This window comes from Xanthomonas sp. WHRI 7065, from assembly GCF_040203115.2.
Classification (GTDB): domain Bacteria; phylum Pseudomonadota; class Gammaproteobacteria; order Xanthomonadales; family Xanthomonadaceae; genus Xanthomonas; species Xanthomonas arboricola.
The window spans coordinates 3,444,623-3,458,551 of sequence record NZ_CP168194.1 but is presented as its reverse complement, the minus strand read 5'-3'; the positions used below and the strand labels follow the sequence as shown (position 1 = coordinate 3,458,551).

The 13,929-nt window shown below is 66.1% G+C and carries 12 protein-coding genes; 3 read left to right on the top strand and 9 right to left on the bottom strand.

Translation table 11 applies throughout. The annotated features are described in order from the left end of the window. Nucleotides 1-42 precede the first annotated feature (42 nt). Nucleotides 43-1,536 (bottom strand): M20 family metallopeptidase, encoded by a 1,494-nt coding sequence (locus ABQY64_RS14535; RefSeq protein ID WP_104559342.1) that lies wholly within the window; start codon nucleotides 1,534-1,536, stop codon nucleotides 43-45. Between the two features lie 157 nt (nucleotides 1,537-1,693). On the opposite strand from ABQY64_RS14535, the gene ABQY64_RS14530 reads away from it, so the two are divergent. The 3 genes from ABQY64_RS14530 to ABQY64_RS14520 all read left to right on the top strand — a co-directional run bounded on the left by ABQY64_RS14530 (nucleotide 1,694) and on the right by ABQY64_RS14520 (nucleotide 4,148). Then, nucleotides 1,694-2,068 carry a helix-hairpin-helix domain-containing protein gene (locus tag ABQY64_RS14530; protein WP_016904771.1) on the top strand — a complete coding sequence of 125 codons (375 nt, stop codon included), beginning with the start codon at nucleotides 1,694-1,696 and terminating at the stop codon, nucleotides 2,066-2,068. A 358-nt stretch (nucleotides 2,069-2,426) separates the two neighbouring features. Further along, entirely contained in the window at nucleotides 2,427-3,329 is a 903-nt protein-coding gene (locus ABQY64_RS14525) for a HutD family protein (protein WP_349779834.1), read from the top strand. Between the two features lie 153 nt (nucleotides 3,330-3,482). After that, complete coding sequence (locus ABQY64_RS14520) at nucleotides 3,483-4,148, top strand: EF-hand domain-containing protein (protein WP_349779833.1); 666 nt, start codon at nucleotides 3,483-3,485, stop codon at nucleotides 4,146-4,148. 509 nt (nucleotides 4,149-4,657) lie between these two features. On the opposite strand, the gene ABQY64_RS14515 is transcribed toward ABQY64_RS14520, so the two are convergent. From ABQY64_RS14515 to ABQY64_RS14480, 8 genes are all read right to left on the bottom strand, one after another. After that, on the bottom strand, nucleotides 4,658-6,436 hold the full coding sequence (locus tag ABQY64_RS14515) for a flavodoxin domain-containing protein (protein WP_349779832.1): 1,779 nt from the start codon (nucleotides 6,434-6,436) through the stop codon (nucleotides 4,658-4,660). Beyond that, nucleotides 6,433-7,407, bottom strand: a complete 975-nt coding sequence (locus ABQY64_RS14510; protein WP_349779831.1) for an FAD:protein FMN transferase — start codon at nucleotides 7,405-7,407, stop codon at nucleotides 6,433-6,435. The genes ABQY64_RS14515 and ABQY64_RS14510 overlap by 4 nt, the downstream gene beginning before the upstream one ends. A gap of 67 nt (nucleotides 7,408-7,474) precedes the next feature. Further along, nucleotides 7,475-8,278 (bottom strand): DUF4198 domain-containing protein, encoded by an 804-nt coding sequence (locus tag ABQY64_RS14505; RefSeq protein WP_102253727.1) that lies wholly within the window; start codon nucleotides 8,276-8,278, stop codon nucleotides 7,475-7,477. A 171-nt stretch (nucleotides 8,279-8,449) separates the two neighbouring features. After that, nucleotides 8,450-8,965, bottom strand: coding sequence for a DUF2271 domain-containing protein (locus ABQY64_RS14500; RefSeq protein ID WP_104594481.1), 516 nt, complete (start codon nucleotides 8,963-8,965; stop codon nucleotides 8,450-8,452). Nucleotides 8,966-8,987: 22 nt separating this feature from the next. Next, nucleotides 8,988-9,626: a PepSY-associated TM helix domain-containing protein gene (locus tag ABQY64_RS14495; RefSeq protein WP_349779830.1), complete on the bottom strand. Its 639-nt coding sequence runs from the start codon at nucleotides 9,624-9,626 to the stop codon at nucleotides 8,988-8,990. Nucleotides 9,627-9,633: 7 nt separating this feature from the next. Then, nucleotides 9,634-10,392, bottom strand: a complete 759-nt coding sequence (locus ABQY64_RS14490; RefSeq protein WP_039519823.1) for a tetratricopeptide repeat protein — start codon at nucleotides 10,390-10,392, stop codon at nucleotides 9,634-9,636. Then, nucleotides 10,385-11,071 carry a Fe2+-dependent dioxygenase gene (locus ABQY64_RS14485; protein WP_054591444.1) on the bottom strand — a complete coding sequence of 229 codons (687 nt, stop codon included), beginning with the start codon at nucleotides 11,069-11,071 and terminating at the stop codon, nucleotides 10,385-10,387. The genes ABQY64_RS14490 and ABQY64_RS14485 overlap by 8 nt, the downstream gene beginning before the upstream one ends. Nucleotides 11,072-11,119: 48 nt before the next feature. Then, complete coding sequence (locus ABQY64_RS14480) at nucleotides 11,120-13,438, bottom strand: TonB-dependent siderophore receptor (protein ID WP_065049132.1); 2,319 nt, start codon at nucleotides 13,436-13,438, stop codon at nucleotides 11,120-11,122. Between the last annotated feature and the right edge of the window lie 491 nt (nucleotides 13,439-13,929).

The window sequence follows — 13,929 nt, the reverse complement described above, 5'->3', positions numbered from 1 at the left end:
CATTGGACCGCCCCGGCATGCGCGGGGCGGTCCAGGGGTCAATCAGCAGCAGCCATGCCCACCATGACGGGTTCCGCTATCGGCCGCCACCGGCGAGCCGCTGGTCTCGCCGCGCAGGCAGGCGGCGTGGTGCTCGGCGATCACCTTGGACACGCAGGCCGTGACCCGCTTGCCCATCGGAATATGCAGGAACTCGTTGGGGCCATGCGCATTGGAATGCGGGCCGAGCACGCCGGTGATCATGAACTGCGCGCCGGGGAACTTCTCGCCCAGCATGCCCATGAACGGGATCGAGCCGCCTTCGCCCATGTACATCGCCGGCTTGTCGAAGAATGCCAGGCTGGCGTCGTCGATGGCCTTTGCCAGCCATGGCGCCATCTCGGGCGCATTCCAGCCCGATGATGCCTTTTCCAGTTCCAGCGTCACCTGTGCGCCGTTCGGTGGGTCGCGCAGCAAGGCCTCTTTCAGCAGTTCGCCACAGGCCTTGCCGTCGGCGGTCGGCGGCAGGCGCAGCGACAGCTTCACCGCGGTCTGCGGACGCAGCACGTTGCCGGCCGACGCCAGCGGCGGCATGCCATCCACACCGGTGATCGACAGCGCCGGGCGCCAGGTGCGGTTCAACACCAGCTCGGTGAGGTCGTCATGCATCGGCACCAGGCCCTCGACCATCGGAAACTTGTCGAAGATGGCGGTATCCAGCGTCGCCGCCGCGGCCTTGGCCTGCGCCAGCCGTTCGGCCGGCACCTGCACATGCAATCCGTCCAGCAGGATGCGGCCGCTGGCTTCGTCCTCGATCCGCGACAGCAACTGGCGCAGCAGGCGGAAGCTGGACGGCACCACGCCGGAGGCATCGCCCGAATGCACGCCTTCCTCCAGCACCTTTACGCTCAGGTTGCCGCCGGTCAGCCCGCGCAGCGAGGTGGTGCACCACAACTGCTCATAGTTGCCGCAGCCCGAATCCAGGCACACCACCAGCGATGGCTTGCCGATGCGTGCGGCCAGATGGTCAACATAGGCCGGCAGGTCGTAGCTGCCGGATTCCTCGCAGGCCTCGATCAGCACCACGCAGCGCGCATGCGGCAGGCCCTGGGTGCGCAGCGCCAGTACCGCCGCCAGCGAACCGAAGATCGCATAGCCATCGTCGGCGCCACCGCGCCCGTACAACTTGTCGTCGCGCAGCACCGGCTCCCATGGGCCGAGGTCGGCATCCCAGCCGGTCATTTCCGGCTGCTTGTCCAGGTGGCCGTACAGCAGCACGGTGTCGTCGCCCGATTCGGCGCCGGTTGCCGGAATCTCGATGAAGATCAACGGCGTGCGGCCTTCCAGGCGCACCACCTCCACCTGCATGCCCTCGATGGCCTGCGCGCGCGCCCAGGTTTCCATCAGGGTGACCGCCTGCTCCATATAGCCGTGCGCGACCCAGTCGGCATCGAACATCGGCGATTTATTGGGGATGCGGATGTAATCGACCAATTGCGGGACGATCTCGCGGTCCCAGGTTTCGCTGATGAATTGGTCGATCTTGGCGCTGTCCATGGAGACTCCGAATACGTGACGTAACGGCACATTCTACGCCCGTGCCTGGGGGTAGGTATTTCCCTACAAGGCGGCGCGCAGTTCACCGGCTGTGTGAAAAGTTCGTTGGCGATAGGATTGCTGCATGTGGCGCGGGACACTGGCTCCGCCGGCAGGAATGCTGGCTAGGACCATCACCCAAGCCACAAGGAGCGTTGCAATGAAGTCATTTACCGTAGCCCTGAAGTCCCTGCTACTGGCGTTGCTGTTGTCCTCGAATGCGTATGCACTCGACAAGGTCGATATCAACACCGCGTCTGCTGAGGAATTGGACAAGGTGCTGACGAACGTCGGGCGATCAAAAGCCGAGGCAATCGTCGAGCACCGTCAGGCAAACGGTCCCTTCAAAAGTGCCGAGGAACTGGCACTGGTCAAGGGCATCGGACTCAAGACGGTCGAACGGAATCGAGACCTGATCGAAGTAGGAGCCACGATGGCTCCCGCCAAGAAGGCTGCCAAGGGGGCGGCGGTGAAACCGGTGGGACGGCGTTAATGGGAAAGGATCCGAGATACGGTTCGACGCGAGGATGCGTGGCCGCAACCTAACTGGACAGGATGTCCGGGGGATGGCTGGAAGCCGACAAGGACGTGGAATCGCCCGGTGTTGCACTTGGATGTGCAGCCGGGCGTTTTTCGTTATGGGCCCGCGTGGGTCGCGAGCGCACGCAAGCGTTTGTAACTGCGGGAAAGCAGTGCTCGCCGCATGAAGCGCTACTCACTTCGTGAGGCACCAGCCGCTTCGTGGGTCTCGGCCACACCCTCGAGTTGGCTTGGCATCGAGGCTAAGGCACATCAGCAGCCCTGAAGCACCGCATGACGGCTTGGCGCCGGGCTTCCGGCACAATGTGCCCATGCAGCTGACATACCTGAGCAGCCGGGTGATTCCGGCCACCGAGTACCGCCGCGAGCGGTGGCGCAATCAACTGGGCTGGACGCGCGAGATCCTGCGTCTCGGCGACGCCGACGCATGGTCGTTACGCCTGTCGATTGCCGAGATCGAGCAGGACGCGGCGTTTTCCGCGTTCCCGGGCATCGATCGCGAGCTGGTGCTGTTACACGGCAATGGCATGCGGCTGCAGTTTGGCGATGCTGCCAGCGGTATGGGCAGCGACACCAGCACCAGCACCGACACCGACAACCGCACCGGCACCGACAACCGCACCGGCACCGACAACCGCACCGGCACCGACACCCGCACCGGCACCGACACCCGCACCGACACCCGCACAGGCACAGGCACAGGCACAGGCACAAGAACCGGTGCAGGCATTGGCATCGGCGCAGCTACTAGCGGCGGCGTCAGCAAAAGCGATAGCGGCAGTGGCAATGAGGGCAGTGGCTCTGATCATGGCGGCCATGACGCCGGAACCAATGACGATACCGGCGCCCCTGGCAGCAGTCATCGCAGTTGCGAATTGCTGCCGCCGCACCAGCGCGTCCGATTTGCAGGCGAGGAAACGGTACATGCGACGTTGCTCGACGGGCCGACCCAGGATTTCAACCTGATGTGGCGGCGCGATCTGGTGCAGACCGAACTGCTGCACCGGCCGCTGGTCGGCACCATGCTGTTTTTCGCCGACCCGGGCAGCGCCTGGGCGATCCACCTGCTGGCAGGCCAGGCCAGCTTTGGGCGCGAGAGTGGCCTGCCACCGTTGGCTGCCGGCGATACCGCGTGGCTGAGTGCCTCCACGCGCACGCGCCATGTGCTCGATGGCGGCGGCGAGCTGCTGGCGATCCGGGTGAGCCCGGTCTAGGGCGTTTCACGTATCCGCAAGCAGAGCGCGCCCCCGCGGCACGCGCTCGGATGCGTTCGTGTCAATGCAGACAAGCGACGGCATCGCCGTGCCACCTGGCTAGGGAACAGTGCATGCGCCGGGAGTGGTTCCGGCAATTCCAGGGGGAAATCAATGAGTACCATCAGCTCGGTCGGAGCCGGCTACGCCGCCTACCCGTCCTATGCAAGCAGAAGCGCGAGCATCGGCAACAGCGCATCCGCCGCGCAGGCGGAAAAAACCAATCCGCTGACACAGTTGTTCAAATCCATCGATAGCGACAGCGATGGCAGCCTGACCGCGTCCGAGCTGTCGACCGCGCTGTCGTCTAATAGCGATGACGACAGCAAGATCGACATCGATGGGCTGCTGAGCATGCTCGATCAGGATGGTGGCGGCACCGTCAGCGAGAGCGAACTGGCGCAGGCCTTGCCGCCGCCTCCGCCGCCGCCGGGTGAGCAAGGACAGGATGTGCAGTCGTTGTTTGCCGGCCTGGACAGCGATGGCGACGACAGTGTCAGCAGCGGTGAATTGAGCACGCTGGTCAATGGCGACAGTGCGTCGAGCACGCAGCTGCTGGACCTGCTCGACAGCGACAAGAGCGGGGCATTGAGTCTGCAAGAACTGCAGGAAGCGATGCAGCCACGCGATCCGCCGCCGCGACCGCCGTCATCGGCCGATGCATCCAGCAGCGACGGCACACAGCAGGCCTATGCAGCGTTGGTGCAGGTGGCCGTGGGGCAGTACCGCAGCATTGGCGGCAGCGCGACAACGAGCAATCTGGTCGATCTGGCAGCGTAACGCGGTATCGAGCGATAACGGGGACGCCGGGGCGTAGCGGTGTATCCAGCGCGCGCGGTGCAGCGAGGGTGCTGCATGCCTTGTCGATGCAGCACCGCGTTGGTAGGAGATTTCGTCGCGGAAGGCGTCGGACCAAAGACTGCTTCTGGCACCGCGGATGCATCACTGGATGTGCCTTCTGTGAAGTCCGGCTGTTAACTACTGCTTTCTTCTTTGGGCAACGCGGCTGTTTGGATCAACCCGGCTGTGAACCCTGAGGCAACACGATTGCTTTCTTCTTCGCCATTGGCCGCTGACAGAGGCCACAAGCGGTTGTCAGCGGCCGACAACGGTCAGAAGCATCGGGAAGGGCAGATGACTGCAGCAACGGCGCGTAGCGCTGGATCAGCCGGTGCGGTTGACGGGCAGCCACCGTAAGCATGGATGTTGCGGATTTCAGTACCAGACGTGCTGCTGGCACCTGCGTAATCGTGTTGTTGATCGCTTTTGGCAGTGCCGCACGCGATGGTTCAGTACACGTCGCGGCGATAGCGCCCGTTGCGTAGGAGTTCCTGTCTGACATCGGCTCCGAGGATGCAATCCAGCGTGTGGTCGAGCTCGGGTGCCATGCCGCGCAGGCTGCCGCAGACGTAGATGCAGGCGCCTTGATCGATCCAATGACGCAGGCGGTCGGCGGCTGCGGCCAGTGCGTGTTGGACGTAATGCGGTGGCTGTGGTTGATCGCGCGAGTAGACAAGCTCCAGGCGTTCGATCCAGCCGTCCTGATGCCACTGCTGCAACTCGTCGGCATACAGCGCGTCGTGCGCGGCATTGCGTTCGCCGAACAGCAGCCAGTTGCGCCGCGCGCCGGCTGCGATGCGTGCACGTAGATGCGCGCGCAGACCGGCGATGCCGGTGCCGTTGCCGATCAGCAGCATCGGCTGGTCGGGTGCGGGTGGGTGGAAGCCGGGGTTGCTGCGCAAGCGCAGCGCGATGGCTGCGCCGATCGGTGCATGGACGCAGAGCCAGCCGCTACCCAGCCCCAGGCTGCCGTCGGCGTGCCGATGCTCGCGTACCAGCAGTTCTGCATGGCCTTCCTCGGGGATGGAGGCAAGCGAATAGTCGCGATGGGGCAGGGCGGCCAAACTGCGCACCAACGCATCTGCGTCCAGTGGTGAAGTTGTGCCTGTGGCTGTTCCCGTAGCTGTATCAGTGCCTTTACCTGTGTCCGTAGTTGGGTCGATTCTGGCTTCGGCTTCGGCTTCGGCTTCGGCGCCAGCACCAGCACCAGCACCAGCACCAGCACTATCGCCGAGGCTTGCACCGGCACCCACATCGATACCGAAAGCGGCATCGGTATCGACGGGAAGTTGCGCGCCGCCGAGCCAGTCGCGCAGGGGGCGGCCGTCGACGTGCTGCGCGCCATCGTAGTGGTTACGCCGCAGCCAGGACTCCACCGCATCCGGGGCGTGACGCGGTGCGATCTCCGCGATATCGCCTGCGCTCCACTGCGGCAATGCGCCATCGCATGGCGTCAGGCGCAGTCGGTAAATCGGCGCACCCGCGCTGCCGGGATTGACGTGGACACGTTCGCGTAGCTGCCAGGTTGCATAGGTCGGCAGACTCCAATCGGGTTGCGTCGCCAGTGCGGGCGCCAGCTCCGTCAGCCGCCGCTGCCACTGCTGCAAGGCGCGCGGGTCGGCATTGTCGACCTCGATGCGTTCGAACAGGCGAGTGGCGCCGCGCGCCTGCAGGCGATCGTCGAGGCGTCGGCCGAACGCGCAGTAGTGCGCGTAACCACGATCGCCGAGCGCCAGCACTGCGTACTGCACCGCCGTCAGATCCTGCGCATCGCCGTCCAGCCAATCGCGCTCGGCGGCCCGCGCATGGTCGGGCGCATCGCCTTCGCCGGTGGTGCTGACGATGCACAGCAGCCGCGGCACGCGTGCGAGTTGATCGCTGTCGACGGCTTCGATCGGCAGCGCATGTGCACCGACGCCTGCCGATTGCAACGCGGCAACGCTGCGTTGCGCCAGTTCACGCGCAAATCCGGTCTGGCTTGCCCAGACGATCAACACGCCGCTGGCGTCTGCGCGTTGTGCGCCGACGCGCTTGCGGGCACGCAGCAGCACGACCGCACACAGGCCCAGATACAGCGCCAGGCCGAGTGTGGCCAGTTGCCAACGATGCGGCGTGGGTGCGCTCCACCATGCGCCCTCATGCAGGCCGGCCAGCCAGCCGACGATGACCGCAAGCGCCAGCAGAACCAGCCCGTTGCCCAGCCACACCCGTGAGGTGGCGCTGCTCATGACGCGGACAGGTGGCGTTCGAATGCCGGGCTCATGGATTCGAGCAGGATGCCGTCCTTGCGTGCCAGGAATCGCACGGCCAGTTCCGCCTTGCACGCATGGGCAAGACCGGCATCGACGCCAAGCACGGTCATCGCGGTGGCCCAGGCATCGGCCCGCATCGCATCGGGCGCAAGTACGGTGACCGCCGCAGGGGCGTGCGGAACGGGCGCGCCGGTGCGTGGATCGAAGGTGTGCGTATAGCGTGTGCCGTCGGCATCGAAGCGGTGCCAGCGATCGCCGGAGGTGGCGACCGCCAGGCCGTCCAGTGCCAGCACCCGTGCCGGCAGCGCGCTGCCGGCATCTTCGTCGGGGGCGGATTCCACCAGCACGCGCCACGCGCTGGCATCGGGCTTGCGTCCGTAGCCGAACAATTCGCCGCCGACCTCGATCAATGCACTGTCGATACCCGACTGCAGCAATGCGCGATGCACGCAGTCCACACCGAAGCCCTTGGCGATGCCGGATAGATCCAGTGCCGCTGCGCCCGGCTGCAGCACGCGCCTGCCATCCAACTGCAGGCGTTGCCAGCCGCAACGCAGGCTCGCCAATGCGATCGCCTGCGCTTCCGGCACGCGCTGGCGCGTGCCGGCGGCGCCAAAGCCCCATAGCTCGACCATCGGGCCGACGGTGGGATCGAAGGCACCCTCGCTGGTCTGTGCGATCTCCAATGCTGCGCTCAGCACTGCGTGGAATTCGTCGGGCAGGTGATGCCAGCTGCCTGCCGGTGCGTGGTTGTAACGGCTGATATCCGAATCGGCCTCCCAGGTACTCATCTGCGCGACCACGCGATCCAGCGCGGCCTGGATGCACGCATGCAAGGGGTGCAGATCGCGTCCGCGCGGCGCCACCAGCTTCACGCTCCAGGTGGTGCCCATGCTGCGGCCGCCGAGCGTGGCAATGGCGTGGTCGGCGGAAGACGATGCGGGCATGGACGGGTCTTATGAGGATGGGGCGGCAGGATGCACGCTGCGTGCGCTCCTGCCGCGTGCCGGCAGATTACTGCGGCAACACTTCCAGGGTGGCGACATAGCCCAGGCGGCGCTGCTTGGCCTGCGGCAGCGAGGTCTTGGTGTCTTCGGTGGTGGTTTCCAGCCAGTACATGCCCGGCTCCGGCCAGGTCACGCTGAAGCCGCCCTTGGCATCGGTTTTGAGTTTGATCTCGTTCTGCGCATCGCGATAGCGGGTGCCGCCGCGCACGATCTCGATCTCCAGCCCGGCCGCCGGCTTGCCATCCAGCTGCAGCGTGAATTGCGCCGCTTCACCGGCGACCAGATCGTTGGGATGGGTCACCGGAATCAACTCGATGCCCTTGCCGGCGGGCTTGAAGACCGTGGTGGTCGGTGCACCGCGGGTGACGAAGGTCTCCACCCGGTTGAAGGACTGCGAAACCTGCAGATCCTGCGCGTTCTTCGGCACCTCGGTGGCGAAGCGGGTTTCGTCGCCACGCCAGCGCTTGGGCTTGCCGTCTTCCTTCCAGCTGGCGAACAGGCCGGCGTTGACGATGCTCAGCTTGTAGGTGCCGGGCTGGGTGAGCTGCAGGTCGAACACGCTGCGGTACTTGCCGGTGGCCGGATTTTCCGGCTTGAGCGCGCTGCCATCGGGCGCGGTGATGCTCAGGTTGTCCAGGCGCAGCGGCACGTGGTTGAAGTAGAACAGGTCGTTGGACACCGCTGCATCCACGGTGATCCACGGCGCCTCACCGGCGATGACGGTCTGCGACGGCAGCAACCAGGCCTTGTGGGCGAGTGCGCTGAGCGGCAGTGCGGCGAGCATGGCGATCAGGACGAGCGAACGTTTCATGACAACTCCTTGAAGGACGACGAGGATGGTGGGTCACGTGTCTGATCAGCGCGCAGGTATGGCGCTGCGTGGATGCGTGGAAAGCGAATGTGTCTGGCAACGCGATGCATTGCGCAGCTGCGCCGTGGCCGGCCGCGTGCGCTGCGCGCGGCCGCCAAAAGCAGATGACGCTCAGGGTTTGGCGGCCAGGCTGACGGCGCCGAGCTCGCTGCTGCCGCTGGCCTTGGCGGTCTGCGCGGACTTTGCCGGCCAGGTAAAGGGCACCTTGACCAGCTCGCGGCCGCCGACCTCGCGCGCGGCTTCCACCACCAGCGTGTACTGGCCGGGCGGCAGCGACTTCAATGCGCCCTTGGTGTCGGAGAACGACAGCGCATGCGCGCCGGCCGGACGGGTGGGGCCGGTGACGCCGTCGACCGGCACCTCGAGGGTGCGCCCGCTCTTGCGCCACCACTGGCGCAGGTCCGGCAGCCACTTGGTGCCGTGGCCTTCGGCGGTGTCCTTGGATTGATACCAGACCGCCAGATTGGCGGCGACCTTCTGGTCCGCACCTTCCAGCCAGATCGCCACGTACGGGCGGTGATATTCGGCGACGTTGAGCTTGGGAATCTCGACGTTGATGTCGAGCGTGGCGGCGTATGCCGGCATGGCGAGCAGGCCGCTCAGGGCGATGGTCAGGGTGGCGCGCATGATCGTCTCCGGTAGGAAAAAGTCAGTGGATCAACAGCAGGGCGAGCAGCAATGGAATCAGCAGACCCAGGCCGACCAATGGCCAGGTCATGCGGCGCTGGCGCGCATGCAGATGCAGCAGGAACAGCCCGGTGATGCAGAACACCAGGCAGGCGATGGCGAACACGTCGATGAACCAGCCCCAGGCCGGCCCGGCATTGCGTCCCTTGTGCAGATCGTTGAGATAGGCGATGGCACCGCGCCCGGTACGCTCGTATTCGATCGCGCCGGTGCTGCGGTCCAGGCTCAGCCAGGCATCGCCGCCAGGACGCGGCAGCGCCAGATACACCTCGTCTGCCGACCATTCGCCGGCACGGTTACCGATGCTGATATCCAGCTCACGCCCCAGCCACTGCGCCACGCGTGGCGGCAGCGGGGCGTCGCCGTCTTCGCGGCTGCCCAGGGACTTCAGCAGGGCCGGCGGCAGCGTGAGCGTGCGGTGTTCGGTCGAGGGGCTGGCTTCGATGCGCGCGGCATGGTTCAAGGTCAGCCCGGTGATGGTGAACAGCAGCATGCCGATCAGGCACAGCGCCGAACTGATCCAATGCCACTGATGCAGCATGCGCAGCCAGAAACCGCGGCGTTGCTGGGTGGCGGCAAGAGTGTCGTTGGAGGTCGCCATGGCGCGCTCAGGCCACATCCACTGCGAGCGACGGCTGCAGGTGCGATTGCCGTGCGGCCACTTCGCTCAGCAAGGCGCGCAGACGTGGCTGCGTTGCACCCGCAAGCAACGGGGTAAGTTGTTGCAGGAAGCCGGCATGCCCGCCGGCGATCGCACGGCGCATCCATCGCTCGGCCTGGTCGATGTCGCCGGCGTCCGCGAGCAAGGTGGCGTAACTGGCCTGGCCGCGGAAATCGCCTGCTTCGGCGGAGCGGCGATACCAGTGGCGCGCGGCGACCGGATCGGCAGCGCAGGCCAGGCCCTGGTCGAGATAGCGCGCCACGAAGTTCATCGATTTGGCGTGCCCGCGTTCGGCGGCGGTGCGATACAGCGCCAACGCCTGCGCGTGGTCCTGCGCCACGCCCCGGCCGGAGCCATACAGATGGGCGAGGTTGTACATGCCCCAATCCAGCCCATGCTCGGCGGCGCGGCGGTACCACAGCGCTGCCAACACATGGTTGCACGCGGTGCCGAAGCCCAGTTCGTGGCAGCGCCCCAGCTGGTTCATCGCTTCCGCATGCCCGGCATTGGCGGCGACCTCGTACCACAGCATCGCCATGGCCGGATCGGCGGGGATGCCGCGGCCTTCGGCGTAGAGCTGGGCGAGCAGCAGTTGCGCGGCCAGATCCTGGCGCTCGGCGGCCTTGCGCAGCAGCGCGACCGCGCGATCGGGCTGCGTGTGCAACAGCTCGATCAGCTGCGCCGGGTCCAGTGCGGGCTCAGACATCGGCCCATTGCCGCAACAGGTTGTGATACACGCCAGTGAGCTGGATCAGCGACGGATGGCCGGGGGTGTCCTGGGTGAGCCGCCGGATCGACACATCTAGTTCGAACAGCAGGCGACGCTGCGCATCGTCGCGCAGCATGCTTTGCGTCCAGAAGAAACAGGCGACACGGGCGCCGCGGGTCACCGGCATCACCCGATGCAGGCTGGTGCCGGGATAGATCACCAGGTGCCCGGCCGGCAGCTTCACCGACTGCGTGCCGTAGGTGTCTTCGATCACCAGCTCGCCGCCGTCGTAGCTGTCCGGGTCGCTGAGAAACAAGGTGGCCGAAACATCGGTGCGCACGGGATCGGCGCCGCCGCGACTGCGGTCGTAGCGGATCGCGTTGTCGACGTGGTAGCCGAACGATTGCCCGCCGCTGTAGCGATTGAACAGCGGCGGATAGATGCGCCGCGGCAAGACCGCCGAAAAGAACGTACTGCTGCGTGAGAGCGCGTCCAGTACCAGCGCGCTGGCCTCGCGTGCAATGGCGCTGTCTTCGGGCAGTTGTGCGTTGTCCTTGGCCTGCGCCGACTGATGGCCGGCGGTGATGCGGCCGTCCGCCCAGTCGGCCGCGTCCAGCCGCGCGCGCAGCTCGGCGAGCTGGGCGGTGCTGAGAACATCGGGAATGGGCAGCAACATGCGGTGGTCTCCACGCCGCCCGCGTTGTGCGGGCGGCGTGCCAGTGGTTCAGAAACTGAAGGTGGCGCTCAACACCGCCGAGCGGCCTTCGCCCGGAAGCGCCCAGCCACTGCCGGCGGTGACGGTGCCGGCCGCATTGACGGTGAGGTTGTTGCGCACGCTGGTGTAGTACTCCTCGTCGAACAGGTTGTTGACGTTCAACTGCAGGCTGAGCCAGTCGTTGACGCGCAGGCCGACCATCGCGCGGTGCACCCAGTAGTCGTCGGTCTTGCGATAGGCCGCGGCCGAGGCGTTGTTGGGATAGAAACCGCCCTGGTAGGTGACGCCATAGCCGAAGGTCCACTGGTTGAGCGTATAGGTGGTCCAGATGTTGCCGGCATTGCGCGGGGTCTGCACCAGGTCGCGTCCGGCCACCGGGTCGCCGGTGAGGCTCTCGGTGCGGTTGGACACGCTCTGCAGCACTTCGCTGTCCAGGAAGGTGTAATTGGCGAAGATCGACCAGCGGTCGGTCAGGTAACCGGCGGCGCCGAGCGCAATGCCGTCCACGCGTGCCTTGCCGTCCAGCACCTGCTCGGGGATCAGCGGATCGCCGCTGTTGACCTTGTAGTTTTCGCGCTCGTTGCGGAACAGCGCAGCGGTCAGTGCCAGACGCTGGTCCAGCACGTCCCACTTGCCGCCCAGTTCGATGTTGACCGCCGTTTCCGGCTCGACATTGCAGTTGGCACCGGCGGTGGCCGTGGCGATCGGCGTGCACGAGCCGTTGACCGAGGCCTTGGACGGCGTCTTGCTGTTGGCGTAGGACAGATACAGGCTGGCGTTCTCGGCCGGCTTGAACACCAGGCCGGCGCGATACGAGAACAGGTCCTCTTCGCTGCCGGCCGGGAAGCCCGCGCTCACACCGGTGACGTTGCCGGCGGCGTTGACGGTGTAGGTGGTGCTGTCGCCTTCATTGTGCTCGTAGCGGCCGCCCAGGTTGAGCATCCACTGTTCGTTGAACTGCAGCGTGTCGAACAGGTACACCGCCTGATTGGTCAGGCTGCCCTTGCTGCGCCCGGTGCGGAAGTAATTCTGCGGGCCGGTCCAGATGTTGTACGGATTGTCGAAGGACTGCACCGGGTAGGTGATGCCGGTGGTGGAGCCATCGGCATTGCGGAAGGTGGTGCCGCTATTGAGTTCAAAGTCTTCCTTGCTGAAGGCCACGCCTGCGACCACGCGGTGCTCGATGGCGCCGGTGTGCAGGGTGGCGGTCAGGTCGGTCTGGCTGTGCGCGATGAAGTTTTCCGTCTCGCGGACCAGGCCGCGCGGGCCGCTGTTGGGGTTCCAACTGGCCGCCGGCTGGCCGACGCAGGCGCGGCCGGTATACGGGTCGGTGCCGTTGGGCAGGCACCAGGTGCCCTGCGGTGCGGTGGCATTGGTGGTCTGGTCGACGCGCTGCACGCGCGCCAGGCTGCGCAGTTTGACGTTGTCGTCGAAATCCATTTCCAGCACGCCGGTCAGCATGTCCACGTCGATTTCCTGACGCGAGGTGTTGCGGTAACCGAAGAAGGTTTCCGGGTCCACGCCCGGCAGCGGGCCGTCGTTGAACGGGCTGAGTGCGAACGGCACGCCGTACTGCGGCAGGTTGTTGTCGTGCTGGTGCAGGTAGCTCAGGGTGAAGCGGGTATCCGAGCCCAGGCCGAACGCCACCGACGGCGCAAAGCCCCAGCGATGACGGAACTCCTCGTCGCGCCCCGGCACGTCCTGGGTGTGGCCCATCGCGTTCAGGCGCACGGCGGTGCCGTTTTCGAAGTCGTAATTGCTGTCGGCAGTCAGCCGGCCATAGCGGTCGCTGCCGCCACCGACCACGACGTTGGTGAAGTCGCCCTGGCCGGCGGTCTTGGTGACCAGATTGATGTTGCCGCCAACCGAGCCGGCGCCGGACATCGCCGAGTTGGCGCCGTTGATCAGCTCCACCGCTTCCAGGTTGAAGGTGTCGCTGCGGCTGTACTGCGCACTGTCGCGCACGCCATCGGTGGTGATGTCGCTGCTGGCGGTGAAGCCACGCAGGTTGATGCTGTCGCCATAGCCACCGCCGCCTTCGCCGGCGCCGAAGGTGATGCCGGGCAGGGTGCTGAGCACATCGCGCAGCGACAGCAGGTTCTGCTGATCCATGGTCTGCTTGGTGACCACGGTGATCGTCTGCGGCGTGTCGCGCAGCACCTCGGTGTACTTGGGCGAGGATGGCTTCTGCGCGCGTTCCTGCTGCACCCGGATGGCGTCCAGATCGACCGCGCCCGGAGGCGCCGGCGCATCGCCAGGCTGGGCGAAGGCAGGAGCGGACAGCGTCAGCAGCACGGCCGAGGTGAGCGGGGAAATCCTGGGAGTCATGAGGCGTCTCGAAGAGGAAAGCGAGGCTCCGGCCTGGCGATGGCTCGGCGGATGCGGGAAGGGAAGTGGATCGGGGAATGCGCGCCCGCTAGCCCGAGGCGGCCAGTCGGCCCGACCAGTCTCCGGACACGCACAGGCGCTGCGCAGCAAGGCGCATGCGGGGCAGGATCGGGAAAAAAGTGTCGAGCAGAGCTGGGCGCATGGGATCGCAGGGCAGGCCAGTTGTTAAGAAGGCCTGAAGGGCTGCGATCTTAAATGCAAATCATTCTTCTTTGCAATCTTTGTCGGCTGACGCCATGCGCCGGGCAATCGCGCCGGCTGAGGCGTCAGGCCATTGCGGCGATCAATGCGGGCTTGCATGGGGAACCGCGCGGGTTTGCGCCTGCTGGCCGGCCGAGGTGTCGCTTGCATGACTGGTCGCGCTCGCTGGCGTGGCAGCGCGTCATTTTCCTGCGGGGCGCGGATATGCGCATGCCGGGGCACGCGCCGGA

What these genes read in the sequence shown, in the direction of transcription:
- ABQY64_RS14510 (WP_349779831.1), bottom strand. Translation starts at nt 7,407, where the DNA reads ATGCCCGCATCGTCTTCCGCCGACCACGCCATTGCCACGCTCGGCGGC.
- ABQY64_RS14480 (WP_065049132.1), bottom strand. Translation starts at nt 13,438, where the DNA reads ATGACTCCCAGGATTTCCCCGCTCACCTCGGCCGTGCTGCTGACGCTG.
- ABQY64_RS14525 (WP_349779834.1), top strand. Translation starts at nt 2,427, where the DNA reads ATGCAGCTGACATACCTGAGCAGCCGGGTGATTCCGGCCACCGAGTAC.
- ABQY64_RS14515 (WP_349779832.1), bottom strand. Translation starts at nt 6,436, where the DNA reads ATGAGCAGCGCCACCTCACGGGTGTGGCTGGGCAACGGGCTGGTTCTG.
- ABQY64_RS14490 (WP_039519823.1), bottom strand. Translation starts at nt 10,392, where the DNA reads ATGTCTGAGCCCGCACTGGACCCGGCGCAGCTGATCGAGCTGTTGCAC.
- ABQY64_RS14485 (WP_054591444.1), bottom strand. Translation starts at nt 11,071, where the DNA reads ATGTTGCTGCCCATTCCCGATGTTCTCAGCACCGCCCAGCTCGCCGAG.
- ABQY64_RS14520 (WP_349779833.1), top strand. Translation starts at nt 3,483, where the DNA reads ATGAGTACCATCAGCTCGGTCGGAGCCGGCTACGCCGCCTACCCGTCC.
- ABQY64_RS14535 (WP_104559342.1), bottom strand. Translation starts at nt 1,536, where the DNA reads ATGGACAGCGCCAAGATCGACCAATTCATCAGCGAAACCTGGGACCGC.
- ABQY64_RS14495 (WP_349779830.1), bottom strand. Translation starts at nt 9,626, where the DNA reads ATGGCGACCTCCAACGACACTCTTGCCGCCACCCAGCAACGCCGCGGT.
- ABQY64_RS14500 (WP_104594481.1), bottom strand. Translation starts at nt 8,965, where the DNA reads ATGCGCGCCACCCTGACCATCGCCCTGAGCGGCCTGCTCGCCATGCCG.
- ABQY64_RS14505 (WP_102253727.1), bottom strand. Translation starts at nt 8,278, where the DNA reads ATGAAACGTTCGCTCGTCCTGATCGCCATGCTCGCCGCACTGCCGCTC.
- ABQY64_RS14530 (WP_016904771.1), top strand. Translation starts at nt 1,694, where the DNA reads ATGCTGGCTAGGACCATCACCCAAGCCACAAGGAGCGTTGCAATGAAG.